Annotated in this window: 22 protein-coding genes; 13 read left to right on the forward strand and 9 right to left on the reverse strand. The window is 75.0% G+C overall.

Annotated elements, in window-relative coordinates; genetic code table 11:
• The first annotated feature begins 6 nt into the window (after positions 1–6).
• The 12 genes from AB0K25_RS19025 to AB0K25_RS19080 all read left to right on the forward strand — a co-directional run bounded on the left by AB0K25_RS19025 (position 7) and on the right by AB0K25_RS19080 (position 12,364).
• Positions 7–1,287, forward strand: a complete 1,281-nt coding sequence (locus AB0K25_RS19025; RefSeq protein ID WP_357536777.1) for a phage tail sheath subtilisin-like domain-containing protein — start codon at positions 7–9, stop codon at positions 1,285–1,287.
• Position 1,288: 1 nt separating this feature from the next.
• Positions 1,289–1,771, forward strand: coding sequence for a phage tail protein (locus AB0K25_RS19030; RefSeq protein WP_208566540.1), 483 nt, complete (start codon positions 1,289–1,291; stop codon positions 1,769–1,771).
• Between the two features lie 1,240 nt (positions 1,772–3,011).
• A complete protein-coding gene (locus AB0K25_RS19035; RefSeq protein WP_363821421.1) occupies positions 3,012–3,527 on the forward strand; it encodes a hypothetical protein in 516 nt (171 codons plus the stop codon).
• The gene (locus AB0K25_RS19040) at positions 3,527–4,402 is read left to right on the forward strand and encodes a hypothetical protein (RefSeq protein ID WP_357536830.1); all 876 of its coding nucleotides are present in this window, start codon (positions 3,527–3,529) and stop codon (positions 4,400–4,402) included. The genes AB0K25_RS19035 and AB0K25_RS19040 overlap by 1 nt, the downstream gene beginning before the upstream one ends.
• Positions 4,399–5,985: a phage baseplate assembly protein V gene (locus tag AB0K25_RS19045; protein WP_357536780.1), complete on the forward strand. Its 1,587-nt coding sequence runs from the start codon at positions 4,399–4,401 to the stop codon at positions 5,983–5,985. Before AB0K25_RS19040 ends, AB0K25_RS19045 begins: the two co-directional genes overlap by 4 nt.
• The gene (locus tag AB0K25_RS19050; protein WP_208566543.1) at positions 5,985–6,323 is read left to right on the forward strand and encodes a hypothetical protein; all 339 of its coding nucleotides are present in this window, start codon (positions 5,985–5,987) and stop codon (positions 6,321–6,323) included. The genes AB0K25_RS19045 and AB0K25_RS19050 overlap by 1 nt, the downstream gene beginning before the upstream one ends.
• Positions 6,320–6,826 carry a GPW/gp25 family protein gene (locus tag AB0K25_RS19055; RefSeq protein ID WP_363821425.1) on the forward strand — a complete coding sequence of 169 codons (507 nt, stop codon included), beginning with the start codon at positions 6,320–6,322 and terminating at the stop codon, positions 6,824–6,826. Before AB0K25_RS19050 ends, AB0K25_RS19055 begins: the two co-directional genes overlap by 4 nt.
• Complete coding sequence (locus AB0K25_RS19060; protein ID WP_363821428.1) at positions 6,823–9,432, forward strand: putative baseplate assembly protein; 2,610 nt, start codon at positions 6,823–6,825, stop codon at positions 9,430–9,432. Before AB0K25_RS19055 ends, AB0K25_RS19060 begins: the two co-directional genes overlap by 4 nt.
• Positions 9,413–10,102 carry a phage tail protein gene (locus AB0K25_RS19065; protein ID WP_363821431.1) on the forward strand — a complete coding sequence of 230 codons (690 nt, stop codon included), beginning with the start codon at positions 9,413–9,415 and terminating at the stop codon, positions 10,100–10,102. Before AB0K25_RS19060 ends, AB0K25_RS19065 begins: the two co-directional genes overlap by 20 nt.
• Positions 10,099–11,028 carry a hypothetical protein gene (locus tag AB0K25_RS19070; protein WP_357536787.1) on the forward strand — a complete coding sequence of 310 codons (930 nt, stop codon included), beginning with the start codon at positions 10,099–10,101 and terminating at the stop codon, positions 11,026–11,028. The genes AB0K25_RS19065 and AB0K25_RS19070 overlap by 4 nt, the downstream gene beginning before the upstream one ends.
• Positions 11,025–11,480, forward strand: coding sequence for a hypothetical protein (locus AB0K25_RS19075; protein WP_363821434.1), 456 nt, complete (start codon positions 11,025–11,027; stop codon positions 11,478–11,480). Before AB0K25_RS19070 ends, AB0K25_RS19075 begins: the two co-directional genes overlap by 4 nt.
• 134 nt (positions 11,481–11,614) lie before the next feature.
• On the forward strand, positions 11,615–12,364 hold the full coding sequence (locus tag AB0K25_RS19080; protein ID WP_219462490.1) for a hypothetical protein: 750 nt from the start codon (positions 11,615–11,617) through the stop codon (positions 12,362–12,364).
• A 380-nt stretch (positions 12,365–12,744) separates the two neighbouring features.
• Here AB0K25_RS19080 and AB0K25_RS19085 read toward each other — a convergent pair whose 3' ends face one another.
• Genes AB0K25_RS19085 through AB0K25_RS19095 form a run of 3 tightly spaced genes read right to left on the reverse strand, consistent with a single transcriptional unit; the run spans position 12,745 to position 15,895 of the window.
• Positions 12,745–13,542 carry a sugar phosphate isomerase/epimerase family protein gene (locus tag AB0K25_RS19085; RefSeq protein ID WP_219470037.1) on the reverse strand — a complete coding sequence of 266 codons (798 nt, stop codon included), beginning with the start codon at positions 13,540–13,542 and terminating at the stop codon, positions 12,745–12,747.
• A 53-nt stretch (positions 13,543–13,595) separates the two neighbouring features.
• On the reverse strand, positions 13,596–14,747 hold the full coding sequence (locus AB0K25_RS19090) for a dihydrodipicolinate synthase family protein (RefSeq protein ID WP_363821437.1): 1,152 nt from the start codon (positions 14,745–14,747) through the stop codon (positions 13,596–13,598).
• Positions 14,744–15,895: a Gfo/Idh/MocA family oxidoreductase gene (locus AB0K25_RS19095; protein WP_208566549.1), complete on the reverse strand. Its 1,152-nt coding sequence runs from the start codon at positions 15,893–15,895 to the stop codon at positions 14,744–14,746. The genes AB0K25_RS19090 and AB0K25_RS19095 overlap by 4 nt, the downstream gene beginning before the upstream one ends.
• Before the next feature lie 155 nt (positions 15,896–16,050).
• Here AB0K25_RS19095 and AB0K25_RS19100 point away from each other — a divergent pair, with 155 nt between their 5' ends.
• Positions 16,051–17,067, forward strand: a complete 1,017-nt coding sequence (locus AB0K25_RS19100; protein WP_208566815.1) for a LacI family DNA-binding transcriptional regulator — start codon at positions 16,051–16,053, stop codon at positions 17,065–17,067.
• A 55-nt stretch (positions 17,068–17,122) separates the two neighbouring features.
• Here AB0K25_RS19100 and AB0K25_RS19105 read toward each other — a convergent pair whose 3' ends face one another.
• Genes AB0K25_RS19105 through AB0K25_RS19130 form a run of 6 tightly spaced genes read right to left on the reverse strand, consistent with a single transcriptional unit; the run spans position 17,123 to position 22,289 of the window.
• Entirely contained in the window at positions 17,123–17,731 is a 609-nt protein-coding gene (locus tag AB0K25_RS19105) for a bifunctional 4-hydroxy-2-oxoglutarate aldolase/2-dehydro-3-deoxy-phosphogluconate aldolase (protein ID WP_208566550.1), read from the reverse strand.
• Positions 17,728–18,846, reverse strand: coding sequence for a sugar kinase (locus tag AB0K25_RS19110; RefSeq protein WP_308290775.1), 1,119 nt, complete (start codon positions 18,844–18,846; stop codon positions 17,728–17,730). The genes AB0K25_RS19105 and AB0K25_RS19110 overlap by 4 nt, the downstream gene beginning before the upstream one ends.
• Entirely contained in the window at positions 18,843–19,805 is a 963-nt protein-coding gene (locus AB0K25_RS19115) for a PmoA family protein (RefSeq protein WP_363821440.1), read from the reverse strand. Before AB0K25_RS19115 ends, AB0K25_RS19110 begins: the two co-directional genes overlap by 4 nt.
• The gene (locus AB0K25_RS19120) at positions 19,802–20,434 is read right to left on the reverse strand and encodes a hypothetical protein (RefSeq protein ID WP_255597600.1); all 633 of its coding nucleotides are present in this window, start codon (positions 20,432–20,434) and stop codon (positions 19,802–19,804) included. The genes AB0K25_RS19115 and AB0K25_RS19120 overlap by 4 nt, the downstream gene beginning before the upstream one ends.
• Positions 20,431–21,312: a carbohydrate ABC transporter permease gene (locus tag AB0K25_RS19125; protein WP_255597601.1), complete on the reverse strand. Its 882-nt coding sequence runs from the start codon at positions 21,310–21,312 to the stop codon at positions 20,431–20,433. Before AB0K25_RS19125 ends, AB0K25_RS19120 begins: the two co-directional genes overlap by 4 nt.
• Positions 21,312–22,289: a sugar ABC transporter permease gene (locus AB0K25_RS19130; protein ID WP_219462493.1), complete on the reverse strand. Its 978-nt coding sequence runs from the start codon at positions 22,287–22,289 to the stop codon at positions 21,312–21,314. Before AB0K25_RS19130 ends, AB0K25_RS19125 begins: the two co-directional genes overlap by 1 nt.
• Positions 22,290–22,291: the final 2 nt, after the last annotated feature.

The following is a 22,291-nucleotide window of genomic DNA, read 5'->3' on the forward strand; positions in this document are numbered from 1 at the left end:
GGACCGATGCCCCAGTACTTCTCCCCCGGCATCTATGTCGAGGAGGTACCCAGCGGCGCCCGGCCGATCGGGCCGGTCGGCATGGCCACCGCCGCGTTCGTCGGGGTCGCGCCGAACCGCACCGCCCACGTCGACCGGGCGCTGGCGGTCAACAGCTGGTCGGAGTTCCTGCGCCTGTACGCCGACGGCGACGACCTGGAGAGCACCCCGCTGGCCCGCGCGGTCTTCGGCTTCCTCGACAACGGCGGCAGCCGCTGCTGGGTGGTCAACGTCGGCGCGGGCGGCCAGCTCACCGGCACCGGACAGCGTCGCACCGGGCTGCAACTGGTGGAGGCGATCGACGAGGTGGCCATCCTCGCCGCGCCCGGCTTCCACGACCCGGTGTCGCACGACGCGCTGCTGAGCATGGCCGAGCGGCTGCGCACCATGGTGGCGATCTGCGACCCGCCGCCCGGCATCGAGGACATCTCGACGCTGACCCGGGTGGCCACCCCCGGCCCTCGCCCCACCACCGGCAAACCCGCCGACGGCAAACCCGCCGACGGCAAATCTGATGACGGCAAGCCCGGCGACGGCAGGAGTGGTGACGCGGCGACGTCGGGCGACGGGCCGGCCGGAACCGCCCACCGGGCCCGGCAGTCCGACTACGGCGCGTTCTACTTCCCCTGGCTGCGGGTGCGTGACCCGCTCACCGGCGAGCTGGTGCTCACCCCGCCGAGCGGGCACATGGCGGGCATCTGGGCCCGCACCGACGGGTTGCGCGGCGTCCACAAGGCCCCCGCCAACGAGCCGGTACGCGGCGCCGTCGACCTGGAGTACCTGGTCACCCGCTCGGAACACGACGTGCTCAACCCCAAGGGGGTCAACGTCATCAGGTACTTCGCCGGGGAGGGCATCCGGGTGTGGGGGGCCCGGACCCTGGCCGCCGAGGCCAGCGAGTGGCGTTACCTCAACGTCCGCCGGCTGTCGATCTCCATCGAGCAGGCCATCGCCAACGGCACCCGGTGGATGGTGTTCGAGCCCAACGACTACTCGCTGTGGCGGTCCATCCGCCGCGACATCGGCGCGTTCCTGACCCGGGTGTGGCGTGACGGGGCGCTGCTGGGGCGTACCCCGGAGGAGGCGTTCTTCGTCAAGTGCGACGAGGAGACCAACCCGGTCGACGTCCGCGACGCCGGGATGGTGGTCGCGCACATCGGCATCGCGGTGGTCAAACCGGCGGAGTTCGTGGTGTTCAAGCTGAGCCAGTGGGCCGGCGGCACCGAGACCGAGACGATCGGAGGCTGACATGCCGACCACGGCCACGCCACAGCCGGGCGCCCCGGTCGACCCGTACCGGGCGTACAACTTCAAACTGCTCATCAACGGCGTCACCAACGGGCACTTCACCGAGGTCAGCGGCCTGGAGCTGACCATCGGCCGGCTGGCCTACCGGGAGGCCGGCAACGACCGGATCCGGTCGGTACCGGGGCAGGTCGACTATGCGCCGGTGACCCTGCACTTCGGACTGACCCCGTCCCGCGAGCTGTGGGACTGGGTGCACAGCGCGGCGACCGGGACGGTGAGCCGCCGCAACGTGTCGGTGGTGCTGCTGGACGCCGCCGGCACCGCCGAGGTGCTGCGCTGGAACCTGATCAACGCGTGGCCGATGCGGTGGCGCGGCGCACACCTGCACACCCTGTCCCAGGAGATCGCCATCGTGGCGCTGACCCTCGCGTACGAGGGGCTGGAACTGGAGGCCGGCGGTGCCACCGCGCCCACGACCGCGTAACTGGCTGGCCGCCCGGCTGCGGGCCGCCGCCGACGCGGTGGACCCGGCCGCCGGCCCGACCGCGCCGGTCCCGGACCCAGCCGGACACTTAGCGGCACCGGCCACGCCGTTCGCCGGTCCGGTGCTCGCCCCGCCCGCACGGCAATCCGAACCGGTCGATCCGGCAGCGTCCCCACTGCGGCGGCCGGGGCAGCCGCCGGAGCACTGGCTGCGGGTGGTCGCCGCGCACGCCCCCGGCCTGCTGCACGACCTGGTCGGGCCGGGCGACGACCTCCCGCCGGGTCCGCCGCCGACCGCCGGTCCCGGGCAGGTAGTCCTCCCGGGGGTACCCGGGCGGTCCGCCCCGGCAGCCGCCGGGCACCCTGCGCACCCCTCCCGGCCCGGCTCCCCGCCGGTCGACCGGCCACCCGCGCCGACCGGAACCACCGGGCCCGACGACCGCTACGGAACCACCGACCCCTACGGAACCACCGGGCCCGACGGCCCACCGGTCGCAGCCGGCCCGACCGCCCCTGCCCGGACGGGGGTCGACCAGCCGGCCACCGGCCGGCCGGGGTGGCGGACCGCGCAGCCGACGCCACGGTCGTACCCGACGGCTCCGGACCGCCGTGAACCGACGGCGACGGCCCGCTCCGGCCGCGCGGGTTCGCTCTGGTCCCGACTGCGCGGGGCGGCCGGGTCCGGCTGGCCCCACCGGTCGGCCAGACCCGGCGGGTCAGGACCGACCGGTCCGGCCGGGCAGCGCCCTGGACCGGGGCCGGCCGGGCGGCCGGCCGCAGCGGGCCCGCCGGTCGTCCCGGCGGGTCCGGGCTTCGCACCGCCGCCCGACGGCCCACCGCAGCCGGGCCCCGGCGGAACCCGGGAAACGGTCCCCAACCGGGCCGGCGGGACGAGCCCCGACGGGACCCGGTGGGGCGGCCCCGGCGGAGCACCGGGGGCGGGTGCCGCCGCCGCGCCGGAGACGGGTGCCGCCGGGCCGGTGCCGCCGGGCCGCCCCGGGCCGTCAGGTGGCCGACCACCATGGATGGTGGACCCGGGCGGCCCGACGGACACCGGCCCGGGCCGGCGGACGCCCGGCGGCCCGGCCGGTTCCCCGGCGACCGGACCCGGCGCGCGGATCGACGGGCCCGGCGCAAGTACCGGCCCCGTCGGCGGTGACGCCGCCGGTCCCCACCCGGCCGGGCCGGCGGACGGCCGCGCCGCCGCTGCGGCGACCCGGCGACCGGGCGCGACACCTCCGGTGCTGCGGATCGCCCCCGACCCGACGACCCACCCCGGCGGCGCCCCGCCGGGCCGGACGTCCGGACGGGGACCGACCGACCCCACACCCCCCGGCGCCGACGACAGATGGCGGGCCGGTGGGCCCGGCGGATGGCGTGCCCGCGCGGATGACGGGTGGCGGCTCGGCGGGACGCCACCGCCGGGGCGGGACACCGGCAGCGGCCGTCCGCCCCGGTACACCGACGATCTCCGGCCGGACGACGGGAGCCGCTGGCCGACCGGCGAGCCGACCCCGGCCGGCGACCCGTGGCCGGCCCTGCCCGACGAGCCCACCGTCCCGGCCGGCACGGTCCCGGCGACCGGTGCGCGGGACACCTGTCGCAGCGGCGGGACGGCGTGGGCGGGCGTACCGGCGGGGGCGGTGGCCGGTCCGTGGCCGGCACTGCCCGACGACGGCGGATGGCGTACGCCGCTGGTGGCCGGGCTCGACGACGTCCGGTACGGCCGGCTCGACGCCGAACAGCGGGGGTGGTGATGGAACGGGTGGCGTTCCTGGTCGACGAGTCCGGGGTCCGGATCGACTGCCTGCTCAACCCGCAGACCGTGCAGGTCACCCGGGTCGCCGGGGTACGCCCCCGGGGCAGCGCAGACGGGCAGCTCACCGGCGTCGGGCTGGCCGACGACCCGCTGGTCTTCACCGGCGGCGGGCGCACCGAACTCGTGCTGGACCTGCTCTTCGACACCGACCTGGTGGAGGGACCGACCCCGCCCGAGGACGTCCGGATGCTGACCCGGCCGCTGTGGATGCTGGCCGAGAACTCCGCCGTGGCGCACGGCTGGCAGCGTCCACCGCTGGTCCGGCTGGTCTGGGGCAAGACGTGGAACGTGCCCGGGGTGGTGGTGGCCGTCGCCGAACGGTTCGACGTGTTCACCCGCACCGGCTCACCGCGCCGCTCCTGGCTGCGGTTGAAGCTGCTGCGGGTGGCCGAGTCGGCCGACGAGGCGCAGCAGGGCTTCGCCGAGGAGCTGGCCGCCGCGTCGACCCCCGCTGTCGGGGTGGGTCAGGCGGTGGTGGCCACCGGGGACGGCTCGGCCGCGCCCGGCTACTCCGGTGTCCGCTTCGACCTGCTCGCCCACGACGCGCTCGGCTCGCCGCTGCGCTGGCGGCTGCTCGCCGAACACAACCGGATCACCGACCCGTTCACCGTGCCGGCCGGCACCGCCCTCGCCGTACCCCCGCCGACCGGCACCGACCCCACCACCGGCACCGGCGCGGTGGCCGCCCTGGGCCTGCTGACCGACGGGGGCCTGCTGACCGACGGGGGCCTGCTGGCCGGCACGGGACCGTGGCGCGGCGGGGACCTGTTCGCCGGCCCAGGTCCGGCCGGCCCCGACGGAGGTGTCCGGTGAGCGCCCGGCCGTCGATCCTCCTCGACGGGGTGCCGCTCGACGGGACAGCGGCCCACCGCATCCGGTCGGTACGGGTGGCCGCCCGGCTCGACCAGCCCACCCAGTGCGAGGTGGTGTACGCGGCCGACCCCGGCCCGGCCGCGCGGGGTCCCGGTCCCGGCCCGGCGGTGCCGACCGGCGCCACCCTCGACGTCCGGCTCGCCGGGGAACGGCTGTTCACCGGCGAGGTCACCTGCGTCGAGGTGGAGTACGCCGCCGACGGCACCGCCCTGTTCCGGTTGCGCGGCTACGACCTGCTGCACCGGCTGCGCAAGCGGCAGCAGCTGCGGGTCTTCGAGGCGGTCACCGCCGCCGACCTGGCCCGTGAGCTGTGTGCCGAGGTCGGGCTCGACGTCGACGTCGACGCCGACGGGCCGCGCCTGGAGCGGCTGCTCCAACACCGGCACAGCGACCTGGAGCTGCTGTTGGAGGTGGCCGGCCGGGCCGGCCTGCACCTGGCCGCCGACGGCGACCGGGTCCGCCTGGTCACCCTGGACGGGCACGGTGAGCCGCTGCCGTTGGCGCTGGGCCGGTCGCTGCACTCGGTGCGGTTGGCCACCAACCTGGACCGGGCCGCCGGCGGCAGCGCCGCCCTGGGCTGGCACCCGCAGCGGGCCGAGCCGCTCGGTCAGCAGGTCGACACCGCGCGGACCGGTCGACGGGTGCCGCTGCGGCCCGACCCGGCGGTGGTCGGCGCGGACGGCGTACGGACCCTGGTGGACCAGCCCGGTCGCAGCGACGACGAGTTGGCCGCACTCGCCCAGGCCGGACTGGACGCCCGGGTCGCCGCACTGGTCACCGCCGAGGGGGTGGCCGAGGGGGACCCGGCGTTGCGACCCGGTCGGCGGATCACGCTGACCGGGGTGGCCGAGGAACTGGCCGGGGCGTACGTGCTCACCGAGGTGGTGCACACCATCGACGGCACCGGCCACCGCACCTGGTTCTCCACCGCCCCGCCGCCCTCCCCGACACGCGTCCCGGCCGGCGGGGCGGTGGTCACCCTCGGTGTCGTCACCTCCGTCGACGACCCGGACCAGCGCGGCCGGGTACGGGTGCGGCTGCCCGGCTACGGCGACCTGGACGCGGGCTGGCTGGCGGTGCTCTGTCCGGGGGCCGGACGGGACAAGGGCATCGTGGCGTTGCCCGACCCGGACGACACCGTGCTGCTGGCGTTGCCCGGCGGCGACCCGGTCTCCGGGGTGGTGCTGGGCTCGCTGTTCGGCGTCGTCGCGCCGTACGACACGGGGGTCGCCGACGGGCGCGCGGGCCGCTGGTCGGTGCGGACCGGCAGCGGTCAGACCATCGTGGTCGACGACGCCGCGCGGACGGTGCGGCTGGCCACCGACGCCGGCAGCTTCCTGGAGCTGACCCCCGAGCTGACCACCCTGCACGCCGCGACCGACCTGGTGCTCTCCGCGCCGGGCCGGGCGATGGTGGTACGGGCCCGCAGCGTCGACTTCCTGCACGCCGACACGACCGAGGACGCGGCGACCGCCCGGCAACAGGCCGGCGCGCTGGCCCGCGCCCACTCCGGAGGTGGCTGATGCGTTGGATCCACCTGAACTCGCTGGTCGCCTGCGACCACGACGGCCGGGTCACCAACCGGGCGTCACAGCACTGGCTGACCGTCGCCGGGGTCCCGGTGCTGGTCGACGCCGACCCCGAGGGGCGCGACATCGTGGCCTGCCCCAACTACGGGCCGACGGTCAAACCCTGCGCGAAGACCCTCGCGGTGCGGGTCGGCTACAGCGACTGGCTGCGGGTCGACGGGCACCGGATCGTGCTGTCGCACCTGGACGGCTTCACCGACGGCACACCGCCGGGTCTGGTCCACCACACGGTCCACGACCCCCGGCAGCGTCTGGTGGAGGCCGACCGGTGAGGGCGTTGCGGTTCGTCGGGGCCGGCTTCGACGCCGGCCGCACCGGTGGTCTGGCGACGACCGCGACCGGCGGGCTCGCCGTGACCGAGGGCGACGAGACGGTACGCCAGGCGTTGTACCTGCTGCTGTCCACCACGCCGGGCGAGCGGCTGATGCGCCCCGGGTACGGCTCACGGCTGCACCGGTTGGTCTTCGCCCCCAACGACGACACCACCGCGGGACTGGCCATCCACTACGTCCGGCAGGCGATCCGCCGGTGGGAACCCCGGGTCGAGATGATCGACGTGGACGCCGGCCCCGACCCGGACGACCCGTGGCGGCTGGTGATCCGACTGGACTACCGGGTCCGGGCCAGCCTCTCCCCCGGCCAGCTGATCCTCTCCGTCGACCTGCTCCCCGACGACACCGACCCGGCCGGTGGCCCGACCGCCGCCGGGGACCGGGCCGCCCGGCGTCCGGCGTCCGGCACCGACCGCCCTGCCGCCGAGGGGGACCCGTCATGACGCTGCCCGTGCCGCACCTCGACGACCGCACCTTCCTCGATCTGGTCACCGAGGCCCGGGAGCGGATCCGGCAGTCCTGCCCCGGCTGGACCGACCTGTCCGCGCACGATCCGGGCATCGCGCTGGTGGAGGCGTTCGCGCACCTCACCGAAGTGATGATCTTCCGGCTGAACCAGTTGCCGGACAAGGCGTACGTGCAGTTCCTCAACCTGCTCGGGGTGACCCGGCACGCGCCCACGGCGGCCTGGGCCGACGTGCGTCTCGTGCGTACCGGCGGCGACCGGGCGGCGGTGCGGATCCCGGCGGGCACCCGGATCGCGGCGGCCCGGGGCGCGGACCCGAAACCGGTCGTCTTCGTCACCACCGAGCCGGCGCTGCTGCCCGAGGGGGCCGCCGAGGTGACCGTGCGCACCCACCACTGCGACATCGTCGACGCGGAACTGCTCGGCGTCGGCACCGGCCAGCCGGGGCAGGTGCTGCGGGCCGCCCGGGCGCCGTTGGCGCGCACCGCCGAGGCGTGGGACCTGCTGCTCGGGGTGGAGGTGGCGGCCGGCGCGGTGGAGTTGGGCGCGGCGGCCCGGGAGCACGAGGGCACCCCGTACGAGCTGTGGCGGCCGGTGGACAGCTTCGCCGGGGTCGGCCCGCAGGCCCGGGTCTACCTGGTGGACCGCTGCTCCGGGGTGGTCACCTTCGCCCCGGCGCTGGACCTGCGCCCGGCCGGTGACGGGCCGGCCGGCGGGCCGGTGACGGTCGCGGCGGTGCCACCGGCCGGCGCCCGGATCCGACTCTGGTACCGGGCCGGCGGTGGCCGGGCCGGCAACGTCGCCGCCGGCACCCTGACCAACCTGCGGGACCCCCTGCCCGGGGTACGCGCGGAGAACCCCGCGCCGGCCAGCGGCGGGCGGGACCTGGAGACGCTCGACTCGGCGCTGGTCCGGGGCCCGTACGAGTTCTTCGCCCAGCAACGCGCGGTCACCGCCCGGGACTTCGAGATCCTCGCCGCCGGTTCCGGCGGGGTGTCCCGGGCCCGGGCGTTCACCAGGTCGGCGGTGTACAGCTTCGCCCGCCCCGGCGAGGTCGAGGTGGTGCTGGTGCCGTACGTGCCGGACGAGGCCCGACCGGGTGGCCGGCTGCCGGTGTCGGTGCTGCGCGCGCACGAGGTGGAGGAGTCCCGCCGCCGGGTGGAGGCGGACCTGGACCGGCGGCGGGCGTTGGGCACCAGTTGCCGGGCCGGCTGGGCCCGCTACAAGGCGGTGTCGATCCGGGCCCGGGTGGTGGTCCGCCGGGAGGAGGACGCGGAGGCGGTCCGCCGGCGTATCCACGACCGGCTGCACCAGACGCTCAGCCCACTGCCCACCGGGCTCAATCCGACCGGTTGGGCGTTCGGCGAACCGCTGCGCGCCTCCAACGTGTACCGGATGCTGGAGCACGCCGAGCCGGGGGTGCGCTACGTCGAGTCGGTCCGGTTCGTGGTGGACGAGGCCCCCGACGCGCAGGTCCGTGCCCTCGCCGTCGACCAGTACCAGGCCCGCACCTGGTACGCCGGCCGGGGACCGGTGCTGTTCCGCTCGTCCAACGCCGGGGTCGGCTGGGAGCCGGCCGGCCGGTTCGACGACGACGAGACGGTCGTGCGGGTCGGCCCCGCCCCGGCCCCGGTACGTCCCGGCGTGGTGGCCCGTCCCGGCGCAGTGGCGGTGGTCACCACCCGGGCGGCGGGTGGGTCCCGGGTGCACCTGAGCACCGACCTCGGCGAGACCTGGTCCCCGCTCACCGGTCTGGACTCGCGGATCACCGACCTGGCCTGGATCGACCGGGACGGCGCGGGCGCGCTCCTGCTGGCCACCGACACCGGCCTGTACGAGGTCTCGCTGCTGCCCGGGGCGGTGCCGTTGCAGATCCTGGTCGACCCGGCCGACGCCGACCGGGGCTTCTACGCCGTCCGGTCCTTCGTCTCCGAGCGGGGTGCGCCGGGGGTGGCGGTCGCCGCACAGGCCAGCTTCGGGGTCTACCTGTCCACCGCCGGTGGCCGCCCCGGCAGCTTCACCCACGTCGGGCTGGCCAACGTGGACAACCGCGTCCTCGCCGTGCAGTACGACGGCCCGGCCACCCTGCTGTGGGCCGGCGCGGGCGAGCCGGACCCGAAGAAGCCGGGCCAGGGCTGCCACCGCACCCGGCTGTTCGAATCCGACGTGAAGTGGCAGCAGGTGCAGGCCGGTTGGGTCGGCGGCACCTGCCGGGACCTCGCCTTCGTCGGCACCCTGGCCGTCGCCGCCACGCAGAGCGGCGGGGTGGTCCGGCTGGACACCCTGGCCGCGCAGGCGCAGTGGCAACCGGTGACGGTCAACTGCGGCCTGCCGCTGCGGGACCGCACCCGGTTCGTGCCGGTGGACGCGATCGCGGGCAGCGCCGCCGGGCCGGGCGGCACCGGACGGCTGATCCTCGCCGGTGGCGAGCGCGGGGTGCACCGCAGCACCGACGCCGTCGACTGGACGGCCAGCGCCAACCAGGCCACCGCCGACGTGGTGACCGTCCCCGACACCTGGCTGCTCTGCTCCGGCGAGCACGACATCGAGGTGGTGGGCCACGATGCGCCGGGCGGCGATTGAGCGGCTGCTGCCGGCGGCCTACCAGCGGGCCGCCGGACCGGGCAGTGTGCTGGCCGCCCTGCTGGACGTGATGGAGGCGCTGCACGCCCCGGACGAGGCGCTGCTCGCCGAGGTGGACGCGCTGTTCGCCCCGTACCGCACGCCGGACGGGTTCGCCGGTTACCTGACCCGCTGGGTGGCGATGGACCACGTGCTCGGTCCACCCCGGCCGGACGCCCCACCGGCGTTGCCGGTGGGGCGGCTGCGGGACCTGGTCGCGCACGGTGCGCTGCTGGCCCGCTGGCGGGGCACCCCGTACGGGATGCGGACCGCGTTGGAGCTGGCCACCGGGGTCACCGGTTTCGTCCTCGACGAACCGGTCGACCGGCCGTTCCACCTGGTGGTCCGGGTGCCGCCGGAGGCAGCCGGACTGCTGACCGTGGTCACCCGGATCGTCGAGGCGGAGAAGCCGGCGGCGGTGACCGCCGAGGTCGTCCTCGCCGACGATCCGCCTGCCGACGCCGAGATCGGGCCCGGTCCGTCCGGTGGCGTGTCCGGGCCTGGTCCGTCCGGTGGTGCGTCCGGCGTCGGCGGCGGGCCGGTGCCGTACGGGCCGGCGGTCGGTCGCGCCACTGTCCCCGCCCCGGGTTCCGTTCCCCCGCCCGGACCGTCGTCTGAGGAGCCGTCATGACCACCGAATGGGCCGTAGTCGCCGCCGCCGGACAGTTCACCCTCGACCCGGCCAACCGGGGCGAGCTGACCTTCACCGTCTCCAACCCGGGAGTCGCGCCGGACACCGTGGTCTTCGACGTCGCACCGGGCGACGGCAGTCAGCGGACCTGGTTCACGGTGGCCGAGCCGCAACGGGTGGTGCCGGGGCAGAACTCGGTGTCGTTCCTGGTCCGCCTGATGGTGCCGGCCGGCACCGCACCCCGGCGGTACGACATGACCGGCTTCGCGTACTCGGCGAACACCGCGCCGGAGGAGAGTTCCCGCTCCAGCGGCCGGGTGACGTACGAGGTCAGGGCGGTCGCCCCGCCGAAGCGGACACCGTGGCCGTGGATCGCGGCGGCGGTGGCGCTGGTGGTGCTGGTCGGCGCGGTGGTCGGTTACCTGCTGACCCGCCCGGACGACGCGCCGGCACCGACCGCACCGCAGGTGGTCGCGGTGGAGGCCGAGGCCCTGCTCCCCGGGGCGAAGACGGAGTCACCGGCGGGGGCCGCGGTGAAGGTGGTCACCCAGCCCGACTGTTGCGGGATCGCCTGGTCCGGTGGCGGGCAGCTGTTCTTCCAGGGGTTGGCGGTGGGTGACCGGGTGAGTCTCACCGTCACCCTGCCGACCGATGCCACCTGGTCGTTCGCCGCTTCCCGGACCACCTCCGCCGACTATGCCAACACCATCTGGCAGCTCGACGGCGTGCAGTTGGGCGGCACCTTCCTCGGCTTCTCGAAGCTGCCGGCGCTGCGGGCCGTCGAGGACGTCGGCACGGTCCGGCTGGGCCGGGGCCCGCACACCCTCACCCTGATCGCCGTCGGCAGGACGCAGGGCACCGAACGGTACTTCGCCGGGGTGGACCTGATCCGGTTCACCGAGCTGCCCGGGGCGGGCACGCCGTGACCGGTCGGCAGAAGCTGCTGCTGGTGACGGTGGCGGTGCTGCTGGTGGCCGCCTTCGTCACCGCGGTCGGGGTGGGCCGCGCCGACCGGGGCGACCCGGCCGACGCCGGTGCACTGGGCTGGCTGGGCCGGCTCGGCGGGGGCGGCAGCGCACTCGACCCGGCGACGGTCCGGGCCGACTGTGACCGTGCCGGCGACGTGCTGACCTTCGTCGGTGGGTGCGTGCTGCGGGTGGCCGACCCGGGCGCGCTGCGCACCCTGGTCCTGCGCAGCGCGGCGGCCTTCACGGTCGCCGCCCCCGCGCCCGGCGACGCCGACCTGACCGTACGCGACGACGTCACGCCCACCGACGGAGGCGGGGCCGTCGCGAAGATCGCCGTCGACCGGGCCACCGAGGTCGACCTGGGCTGCCCGGGAGGTGCCTCGTGCACGGTCACCATCGCCACCTCGTGACCCGGCACCCGTCCGGGCCCGGAATGGGCCGCAACGAGCTGGACCGGACCGGGACAGCCCACCGGGGTAGGCCGGACCGGCCAGGACTGGAGCGGGGTGGACCGGGGCGGTGTCGGAGCGGAGGGAGGCCGGGTGTGGGCGAGTTGCGCAAGCCGTTCCTGCTGTTGGCGTTGCTGGCGGTGGCGCTGGTGGTGGGATTGGAACTGGGGTCGTCGCTGCTCACCGGCGGCGGCGAGGCGGGTGGGGCGCTGCTGACCAGCGCCCGGGACCTGGGCGTGGATGTCGGCGACGTGGGCGGGATCAGTGAGCCCTCCGGGCGGGGCACCGGCTACCTGGCGCTGATCGACATGGTGGCGTTGTGGACGACCGGGCTGTTCTGCCTCAGCCTGGTGCTCTCCGACCGGGTGCAGGGCCGGGTGCAGGGGGTGGCCACCCTGGTCTTCTCGATCCTGCTGCTCCTGGCCTCGCTGGTGCTGCTGGTGATCGCCTTCGTCGAGTTGACGGTGATGGTGTCGCTCTTCCTGGCCGTGCCCTTCGGCACCCTGGCCTACCTGGCGCTGTGGGGATTCTTCCCGGTCGGCGAGGCCAGCCTGCTGCTCGGTCTGGTGCTGCTGTTGAAACTGGTCTGGGGTGGGCTGCTGCTGCTCGCCCAGCCCCGGTTCCTCCAGAACAAGGGTTTGGTCCTGCTGGTGCTGACCACCCTGGTGTGCACGGTCGTGCTGGAGTTCCTGCACCGGCTGGTGCCGGTGATCCTGGTCAGCATTCTCGACGACGTCGGGGCCCTGGTCTTCGCGGTCGTGGCCATCGTCTGGGGCCTGGTGCTGTTGATCGGCTCCATCCCCGCCATCGTCAAGGCCGTCCGCGTCACCGCCACCGTCCGATGACCCGACCGGTCGGCAGGGGATCGGTCGGCCATCGCCGGTCCGGCGGGGATCGGTCGGCCATCGCCGGTCCGGCGGGGATCGGTCGGCGCGCTGCGGGTCAGTGGGAAAGCCGCCCATCGTGGTGAGCCGGCGGCGGGGCATGGCAAGGCACGGACCGGTATGCCTGTCCGTCATATTCATGCCGCAGAGGCATACCGCTCCCTGAGGGAAACCACCTGCCTTCCACTACTCTGCGTGAAGCCGATTCCGCCCGGCCGAAGCCCAGGCACCTGCACGTCCCAGGCGACCCCGACCGACCGGCCGGCCGGCGGACCCGGCGGCCAGCATCGTCCGCCACCGTGGCAGGGCGGACGTGCCCACCAGGCCCGGCTCCGATCGGGTCAGGACACGTGGGCCCGGTAGGCGTCGATGGTCGCGGCGAGGATCTCCGGGCCGGGCCGGGACCAGAGCGCCGCCTGGAACACCTCGACCTCGACCGGCCCGGTGTACCCGGCGGCGTCGACCGCCGCACGCAGCCGGCGCAGCTCCACACAGCCTTCCCCGGGCAGCGCCCGACCGAGCAGTACGCCCTCCGGCAGCGGGGTGACCCAGTCCGCCGCCTGGAACGCGGCGATCCGGGCGCCGGCCCGGGCGATCTGCGCGTACACCGTGTCGTCCCACCACACGTGGTAGGTGTCGACCACCACCCCGACCACCGCCGGGTCGAACCGTTCGGCGATGTCGAGCGCCTGGCCGAGGGTGGCGATCACACACCGGTCGGCGCTGAACATCGGGTGCAGCGGTTCGATGGCCAGCCGTACCCCGGCCGCCGCCGCCTCGTCGGCCAGGGCGGCGACGGCGTCGGCGACCTGCCGGCGGGCCCCGTCGACGTCCCGGCTGCCGGGCGGCAGCCCACCGGAGACCAGCACCAGTTCCCGGCTGCCGAGGGTGGCCGCCTCCTCGATGGCCCGCCGGTTCTCGTCCCACCAGTCCGGGGCGGTGAAGAACCCGCCCCGGCACAGCGAGGTGACGGTCAGCCCGGCGTCCCGGACCAGCCGGGCCGCCCGCTCGACGCCGAATTCCTGGACGGGTTCGCGCCACAGGCCGATGCCGGGCACCCCGGCCGCCGCGCAGCCGGCGACCGCCGCGGCCAGCGGCCAGTGCTGGGCGGTGGCCTGGTTGAACGAGAACCGTTCCAACCCGGTCGCCACGCCACCGCCAGGCACCGCACCACCACCGGCCGCCGCCCCGGTCACTGGGTCACCCCGGCCACGGTGAAGTACGCCCGCGCCCGCGCGGCGGCCAGCTCCGCGTCGGGCAGCAGGCCGGCGTCGTCGGCGAGGACGAGCAGCCGGGCCAGGTGCGCCGGGGACCGGCCGGACTGCTGCCCGGCCAGCATGGTGAAGTGCTCCTGGTGCCCGGCCAGCCAGGCGAGGAACACGATGCCGGTCTTGTAGAACCAGGTCGGCGCGGCGAACAGGTGCCGGGCCAGCGGCAGGGTCGGGGCGAACACCGCGTCGTACCGGCCCAGGTCACCGGCGTCGAGGGCGGCGAGCGCGGCGGCGGCGGCCGGCGCGATGGCGGCGAAGACGCCGAGCAGCGCGTCGGAGTGACCCTGCGCGTCGCCCCGGATCAGCTCCGGGTAGTGGAAGTCGTCGCCGGTGTAGAGGCGTATCCCGGCGGGCAGGCGACGGCGCAGTGCGACCTCCCGGTCGGCGTCGAGCAGGGACACCTTGATCCCGTCGACCTTCCCCTGGTGTTGCTTGATCAGGTGCAGCACCGTCTCGGTGGCCTCGTCGAGGTCGGTCGAGCCCCAGTAGCCGGCCAGCGCCGGGTCGAACATGTCGCCCAGCCAGTGCAGCACCACCGGTTGGTCGGCGGCGGTGAGCAGCTCGTCGTACACCCGTAGGTAGTCGTCGGGGCCGGTGGCGGCGGCGGCCAGGTGACGGCTGCACATCAGCACCGGGCGGGCGTCGGCGGCGGTGACGTCGGCGAGTTGCTCGGCGTACGCCCGGATCACCTGGGGCACCGTGGCCGGGCCGGGTGGGAGCTGGTCGGTGGCGACCCCGGCGACGATCCGGCCGCCGACCGCGCGGGCCTCGGCGGCGCTGCGCCGGATCAGCTCCCGGGTGGCCGGGTGGTCCAGGCCCGCGCCGCGCTGTGCGGTGTCCATCGCCTCGGCCACCCCCAGCCCGTACGACCAGAGGTGGTGCCGGAAGGCGAGGGTGCGGTCCCAGTCGACGGCGGCCGGGGCGCCCGGCACGTTCTCCGCGCGCGGGTCGGCGACGACGTGCGCGGCGGCGTACGCCACCCGGCTGGTGGACGGGCCGGTGGGCCGGGCGTGGCCCGTGCCCCCGCGCAGCCGGTGGGTGCCGCCGTCGGGCAACCGGACGGTGGCGGTCACCGGGACAGCTCCGGCACCTCGACGCGGCGGCCCTCCCGCGCGGAGCGCAGCCCCAGCTCGGCCAGTTGCACCCCGCGCGCCCCGGCCAGGAAGTCCCAGGCGAACGGGGATCCGGTGACGACGTGCCGCAGGAACGCCTCCCACTGCACCTTGAACCCGTTGTCGAACTCCTCGTTGTCGGGCACCTCGGTCCACTGGGCGCGGAAGTCCTCGGTGGCGGGCAGGTCGGGGTTCCACACCGGTTTGGGGGTGACCGCCCGGTGCTGGACCCGGCAGCGGCGCAGCCCGGCGACGGCGCTGCCCTCGGTGCCGTCGACGTGGAACTCGACCAGTTCGTCGCGGTGCACCCGGGTGGCCCAGGACGAGTTGAGCGCGGCGACGATCCCGCCGTCGAGTTCGAAGATCCCGTAGGCCGCGTCGTCGGCGGTGGCGGGGTAGGGGCGGCCGGCCTCGTCGACGCGCTCGGGGATGTGGGTGGCGGCGAGGCAGGTGACCGCGCGGACCGGGGCGAACAGCTCCTCCAGCACGTACTGCCAGTGCGGGAACATGTCCATCACGATGCCGCCGCCGTCCTCGGTGCGGTAGTTCCACGAGGGCCGCTGGGCGGGTTGCCAGTCACCCTCGAACACCCAGTAGCCGAACTCGCCGCGGATGGACAGGATGCGGCCGAAGAAACCGCCGTCGATCAGCCGGCGGAGCTTGCGCAGCCCGGGGAGGAAGAGTTTGTCCTGCACGACGCCGGTGCGGATGCCCGCGGCGTCGGCGGCCCGGACCAGTTCGAGCGCGGCGGCGCTGGACTCGGCGAGGGGCTTCTCGGTGTAGATGTGCTTGCCGGCCTCGATGGCCTGTCGGATCGCCTTCTCCCGTTGCTGGGTCACCTGGGCGTCGAAGTAGATCTCCGCGTCGTCGCGGGCGAGGGCGGCGGCGAGGTCGGTGGTCCAGTCGGTGAGGCCGTGCCGTTGCGCGACCGCCTGCAGGCGGGTCTCGTCCCGGCCGACCAGGATCGGCTCGGGCCAGATCCGGGTGCCGTCGCCCAGCGGCAGTCCACCCTGCTCACGGATCGCGAGCAGGGAACGGACGAGGTGCTGGCGGTAGCCCATCCGACCGGTGACGCCGTTGACGATGATGCCGATCGACCTTCGGGTCATGGGTCGTCCTTCCCCTGTGCACGGTACATAGGTAAGCGCTTTCCTAGCAGCCTAGGTGGCGGCCCGACCACGGGCAAGGGCCCGCCCCGACCGTTGCGGTAACCTGTCCGCTACCGCGCGGCCCGGATCGGGTCCGGACACTTTCGGGGGTGCCCATGGCGACGCTGGCCGATGTCGCCCGTCGCGCCGGGGTCTCCCCCGCCACCGCCTCCCGGGTGATCAACGGCAGCAGCAAGCCCGTCGCCGACAACCTGCGCGAACGGGTGCTGCGGGCCGTCGCCGACCTGCGCTACGTGCCGAACGCGCACGCCCAGCTGCTGGCCCGCCCGCAGCGCAGCGTGGTCGGCGTGGTGGTGCACGACGTGTCCGACCCGTACTTCGCCGAGCTGACCCGGGGGCTGCAACGGGTCGCCACCGACCACGGCCGGCTGGTCATCATCTGCAACAGCTACCGCGACCCGGAACGCGAGCTGGAGTACGTGGAGATGCTGCGCGCCCAGCAGGTCGCCGCGATCGTGCTGGCCGGTTCCGGCTACCACGACGCCACCTTCACCGCCCGGCTCGCCGAGAAGCTGGCCGCCTACGAGACGACCGGTGGCCGGGTGGCGGTGGTGGGCCGGCACGAACACCCGGGCGACGCGGTGATGCCGGCCAACACCGACGGCGGCCGGCTGCTCGGCACGGAACTGCTGCGCCGGGGGCACACCCGGATCGGGGTGGTCGCCGGCCCGCAGGTGCTGACCACGATCACCGACCGGCTCGACGGGCTGCGGGCCGCGCTCGCCGAGGGCGGCCACCCGCTGCCCGCCGAGCGCATCCGCTACGCCGACTTCGACCGCGACGGTGGCGCCCGCGCCGCCGGTGAACTGCTCGACGCCGTCCCCGGGTTGACCGCCCTGGTGGCGTTGAACGACTCGATGGCCGTCGGTGCGCTGACCCTGCTGCGCGCCCGCAACGTCGCGGTGCCCGGGCAGGTCTCGGTGGTGGGCTTCGACGACATGCCGGTCGCCGCCGACGTCACCCCGGCGCTGACCACCGTCCGGCTGCCGCTGGTGGAGCTGGGCGCGCGGGCGATGACCCTGGCCCTGGGCCCGGCGGCGGACCGGCCCCGGGTCGAGGTGCTGCCGGCCACCCTGGTCGTCCGGGACAGCCTCGGCCCCGCCCCGGACTGATCCGCCCGCACCGGGCAGGCACCACGGCGGGTGGGTGGGCGGGGTCGGCACCGGCTCAGGCCGGGGTCGTCGCCAGCTCGGCGAGCCGGTCGATCTGCCGAGGGTCGGACAGCGCCGAACCCACCGCCACCACCCGCACCCCGGCGGCGAGGAAGTCGGCGGCGTTACCGGCGTCGATCCCACCGGTCGCCACGAACCGCAGCTCCGGCAGCGGGCCGGCGACCGCCTTGAACCACTGTGGGCCGAGGCTGACCGCCGGGAACGCCTTGAGCCAGATCAGCCCGTGGTCGAGCGCGAGCTGCGCCTCGGTGGGGGTGGCCACCCCGGGCAGGTGCGGGATGCCGTAGCTGACCGCCGCGTCGGCCACCGCCAGGTCCAGCCCGGGGGCGACGGTGAACGCCGCCCCGGCGCTGGCGGCCTGCCGGACCTGGGCGGGGGTGCGCACCGTGCCGGCGCCGACCCGCCGGCCCCGGTCCTTGCCGGCCTCCACCGCCGCCCGCAGGGACAGCGTGGCGTCCGGGGTGCGGATCGGCACCTCGACCACGTCGATGCCGAGGTTCCAGGCCCGTTGGGCGAGCCGGACGGTCTCCGCCGGCGGCAGGTCCCGCAGGATCACCATCACCCGCGCGGTGCCGAACAGGGGTGCGAAGTCGTGCGCGGTCATCGACCGTTCCTTCCGGTGGCGGGGGTGGGGAGCAGTCCGGCGTCGACCAGGTCCAGGCTCGCCCAGTCCCCCGCCGGCAGGGCCAGGAGCCGGTCGGCCAGCGCCCGGCGCGGTGGCGGGGCGGTGTCCCCGGCCACGGTCAGGGCGGGGGCCGCGCAGAGGTGCCCGAGCCGCAGGCAGTGCTCCAGGTCGAGGCCGCGCAGCAGCCCCGACAGGCAGCCGGCGGCGAACGCGTCGCCGGCCCCGACCGGCTCGTGCACCGGCACCCGCAGCGCGGGGACGAAGACGTCCGGTCCGCCGCGGGGCAGCGCGGTGACACCGACGTCGGCGTCCTTGACCACCACCAGTTCCGGACCGGGCAGCAGGTCGCGTACGGCGTCCGGGGCGGTGACGCCCCACAGGGCGCGGGCCTCGTCGAGTCCGACGAGGACCACGTCGGCGGCGTCGGCGAGCCCGCGTAGCACCGGCGCGGCGGTCTCCGCCGACCACAGCCGGGCCCGGTGGTTGACATCGAAGGTGACCCGGGCGGCGGGCAGTGGCCGGTCGGTGAGCGCCCGGCGCACCAGGGCCGCACAGGACGGCGAGAGGGCCGCGGTGATCCCGGACAGGTGCAGCAGCCGGGTCCCGGCCAGCGCCGGGTCGTCCAGCACCTGCGGGTCGAGGTGGGACGCCGCCGAGCCGGACCGGTAGTAGTGCACGGCGGTGCCGCCGGGCATCGGGTCCTTGAGGTAGACGCCGGTCGGGGCGGTCGGGTCGACGGTGACCAGGCGGGTGTCCACGCCGGTGGCGGCGACGTGCCGCAGCACCCGCCGACCGAACGGGTCGTCGCCGACCCGGCTCACCCACGCCGTCCGGTGGCCGAGCCCGGCGAGCGCGGAGGCCACGTTGGACTCGGCACCGCCGACGGAGACGCCCAACCGGTCGGCCCGGTCCAGCGGACCCGTCGGATCGGGGCTGAGCACCACCATCGACTCGCCGACGGTGACCACCTCCGGCCCGACCGACGCCTGCTCAGCCGACCGGTCGGCGGACAGTCCCGCGGCCGACCGGTCGGCGGACACTCCCGTGGCCGGCCGGTCGGCGGATGGTGCCGTGGCCGGCCGGTCGGCGGTCACACCGGCTCCGCGGCGGCGAGCAGGGCGACCACGCCGGCCCGGTCGCGTACCCCGTCGGCGACCAGCACCCGGTGCCGGCCGGCGCGGCGGCCACCGGCGGGCACCACGGCCGGCCGGTCGAAGGCGAAGGCGACGCAGACCCCCGGGTACATCGCGGTCCGCACGAACCACCTGTCGCCCAACCCGAGGCCGGTGAAGACCAGGGTGTACGCCCCACCGTCCGGCGCGACGCCGGTCAGCGCGACCCAGCGGGCGGCGCTGCCGTTGGCCGCCTGCTCCCCGTCGGCGTCGGCGGTGAACGTGACCGGCTCCCCGTCGGCGACGGCCCGCCAGAAGAACCCGCCGTAGCCGGCCCCGTCGGGTCGCCCGTTGGTGGCCGGGCTGCCCAGGTGGACGTCCCGATCGGTGGGGGCGGTGAGGGTGTAGTCGACGTCGAGGGCCCAGGCGTCGGGGGCCACCGGGGTCGCGGCGAGCCTGCGGTGCTCGGTGAGCAGCACCCCGCCGTCGCGGTCACGCCACTGCAACACGTGCGCCAACCGGTCCGGGGTGCGTTCGCGCCACCGCGTGTGGGCAATCACCCCGTGGTCGTCGCGCCAGGTGTAACCGGTGTCCCGGACGTACGTCCGGCCACCCCACAGGTTGGTGCCGGCGACGTCCTGCACCGCCAGCGACGCCCCGAGGTGCCAGACGTGGTCGGCGGGCAGGGCGTCGGTGACCGGGGTGCCGGCCAGCGTCCGCACCGGGTGCAGGTAGGGCCGGGGCCCGTGCTTCGGGTCCAGGTCGGGGCGCACCACGTACCGGGCCACCTCGACGTCACCGACGTGCAACCGGGGCTCGTCGTCGCCCGGGCCGTCCGGGTCGAACCGGACCTGCGGCGGGGCGGATCCGGTCGGGTCCGCGCCGGGGCGGGCCGGTTCCGGGCCGAGCTGGGCCGGGGTGGGGTGGGGGTGACCGGTCACGGTGCCTCCGTCCGGGTGGTGGACCGGCGGGCGGCGACGGCGTGCAGGGCGGCCAACGCGTAGCCGGCCAGGATCGGCACCGCCACCGGGGTGACCAGTATCCCCAACAGAGCGGCCACCGCGCAGACCCCGCCGGCCGCCGCCCAGGTCCCCGGCCGGGCCAGGCCGGTCCGGGCGGCGACTCGGGCCGCGGCCCGAAAGCCCCGGCCGCCGGTACGACCGATCGCCACCACGGTCAGCCCGGCGTACCCGGCCAGCGCGGCGGTGACCACGGCGGTGCCGGCCAGCGCGACGCCGCCACCGGGCACCCGGCCGGTGGCCAGCGCCACCAGGTCGACGCCGAGCGCGACGGCGACGGCCACCCCGACGGCGCTGGCCACCAGGCCGGCGGGCAGGGCCCGGCCGAACCGGGACAGCGTGGTGCGCAGGTCCGGCCAGCCGCCGAGGGTCAGCCGGTCGTGCACGGCAGCGCTGGCGGTGGCCAGGGCCGGTGCGAGGGTGAGCACCGGCAGCGCGGCCAGCGTCACGGCGAACCCGAGCAGCGCCAGGTCGGTGGCGTCGCGCAGGGTGTCGCGCCAGTCCCGGCGCAGGGGCGCCTCGGCCGGCTCCGTCACCGGTACGGCGGTCATCCCTTCAACCCGCTGGTGTTGATGCCCTCGACCAGCATCCGTTGGAAGGCCAGGAAGAACAGGAAGACCGGCAGCAGCGACAGCACCGACATGGCGAACATCGGGCCGACCGCGCTCTGGCTGGTGGAGTCGATGAACAGGGTCAGCGCCACCGGCACGGTGTAGTCGTCCAGGCTGGACAGGAAGACCAGTTGCCGGAAGAAGTCGTTCCAGGTCCAGATGAACGAGAAGATCGCCGTGGTGACCAGCGCCGGGCGGCTCAGCGGCAGGATGACGTGCCGGAAGATGCCGTACGGGCTGGCACCGTCGATCTTGGCGGCCTCGTCGAGTTCGCGCGGGATGCCCCGCATGAACTGCACCATGAGGAACACGAAGAACGCCTCGGTGGCCAGGAACTGCGGGATGAGCAGCGGCAGGTAGGGCCACTCCCCGCCGACCAGGCCCAGGCTGCGGAACAGGATGTACTGCGGCACGATCAGCACGTGGCCGGGCAGCAGCAGGGTGCCGATCATGACGGCGAACCAGACCCCCCGCAGCCGGAACCGCAACCGGGCCAGGGCGTACGCGGCGAGCAGGCAGGAGGCCGCGTTGCCGACCACGGTCAACAGGCTGACCATGGCGCTGTTGAGGAAGAACGTGCCGAAGCTGAGGTCGAAGTTGCCCCAGCCGGCGGTGTAGTTGCCCGGGGTGAACCGCTCGGGCAGCAGACCGATGTTGTTGACGATCTCTTCCTGCGACTTGACCGAGGTGCCCACCATCCACAGCAGCGGATAGAGCACCACCGCCACGATCACGATCAGGATCAGCAGGCGTACGGCCTGCCGGCCGCCCTGCCGGCGACGGCCGGGCCGCCGCGCCGTCGAGGTCACCGCCACCATCACTTCTCCCCGTCGGAGTAGTGCACCCAGAACCGCCCGGTGCTGAAGAAGACCACGGTGATCAGGCCGATCGCGATCAGGAACACCCAGGCCATCGCGGAGGCGTAGCCCATCTCCAGGTCGGTGAAGCCTGCGATGTAGAGCTTCAGGGTGTACATCAGGGTGGAGTCGACCGGGCCGCCGGTGCCGTTGCTGAGCACGAAGGCGGCGGTGAAACCCTGGAACCCGTTGATGGTCTCCAGCACCAGGTTGAAGAAGATGACCGGGGAGAGCATCGGCAGGGTGACGTGCCAGAACTGCGACCACCGGCTGGCGCCGTCGACGGAGGCGGCCTCGTACAGCTCGGTGGGCACCTGCTTCAACCCGGCCAGGAAGATCACCATCGGGGCCCCGAACTGCCAGATCGCCAGCACCATCAGGGTTTGCAGCGCCCAGTCCGGGTCGCTGACCCAGGGCAGTCCCTCGATGCCGAACAGCGCGAGGAACGAGTTGAACGCGCCGTCCCGATTGAACATGTTGACCCAGACGATGGCCAGCGCGACGCTGCCACCGAGCAGGGACGGCAGGTAGAACAGCGCCCGGAACAGGCCCACCCCCCGCCAGGCCTTGTTGAGCAGCAGCGCCACCCCGAGCGCTGCGGCCAGCTTCAACGGTACGGCCACCAGGGCGAAGGTCAACGTGACCCGGACCGCGTGCCAGTACGACGGGTCGGCGGTGAACATCCGCTCGTAGTTGGCAAGCCCCACCCACTGCACCTCGGACAGCGGGGTGAGGATGTCGTAGTTGGTGAAGCTCAGCCAGAGCGAGAGCAGCATGGGGATCGCCGTGACGCCCATCAGTCCGATGAGCCAGGGCGAGAGGAATACGTAACCCGCCAGTCCTTCGGCGTGCCGGTCCCGCCCACCCCGACGCCGGTTGGCGCGGGGGCGGGCGGAACCGGTGCGTCCGGTCCGGCCGGGGGCCGTGGTGAGGGCCACGG

The sequence above is a fragment of the Micromonospora sp. NPDC049257 genome, assembly GCF_040678915.1.
Taxonomy (GTDB): domain Bacteria; phylum Actinomycetota; class Actinomycetes; order Mycobacteriales; family Micromonosporaceae; genus Micromonospora; species Micromonospora antibiotica.

Coding starts and splice junctions, on each gene's coding strand:
- AB0K25_RS19120 (WP_255597600.1), bottom strand. CDS start 20,434: ATGACCGCCGTACCGGTGACGGAGCCGGCCGAGGCGCCCCTGCGCCGG.
- AB0K25_RS19095 (WP_208566549.1), bottom strand. CDS start 15,895: ATGACCCGAAGGTCGATCGGCATCATCGTCAACGGCGTCACCGGTCGG.
- AB0K25_RS19100 (WP_208566815.1), top strand. CDS start 16,051: ATGGCGACGCTGGCCGATGTCGCCCGTCGCGCCGGGGTCTCCCCCGCC.
- AB0K25_RS19060 (WP_363821428.1), top strand. CDS start 6,823: ATGACGCTGCCCGTGCCGCACCTCGACGACCGCACCTTCCTCGATCTG.
- AB0K25_RS19030 (WP_208566540.1), top strand. CDS start 1,289: ATGCCGACCACGGCCACGCCACAGCCGGGCGCCCCGGTCGACCCGTAC.
- AB0K25_RS19070 (WP_357536787.1), top strand. CDS start 10,099: ATGACCACCGAATGGGCCGTAGTCGCCGCCGCCGGACAGTTCACCCTC.
- AB0K25_RS19125 (WP_255597601.1), bottom strand. CDS start 21,312: ATGGTGGCGGTGACCTCGACGGCGCGGCGGCCCGGCCGTCGCCGGCAG.
- AB0K25_RS19050 (WP_208566543.1), top strand. CDS start 5,985: ATGCGTTGGATCCACCTGAACTCGCTGGTCGCCTGCGACCACGACGGC.
- AB0K25_RS19105 (WP_208566550.1), bottom strand. CDS start 17,731: ATGACCGCGCACGACTTCGCACCCCTGTTCGGCACCGCGCGGGTGATG.
- AB0K25_RS19040 (WP_357536830.1), top strand. CDS start 3,527: ATGGAACGGGTGGCGTTCCTGGTCGACGAGTCCGGGGTCCGGATCGAC.
- AB0K25_RS19025 (WP_357536777.1), top strand. CDS start 7: ATGCCCCAGTACTTCTCCCCCGGCATCTATGTCGAGGAGGTACCCAGC.
- AB0K25_RS19065 (WP_363821431.1), top strand. CDS start 9,413: ATGCGCCGGGCGGCGATTGAGCGGCTGCTGCCGGCGGCCTACCAGCGG.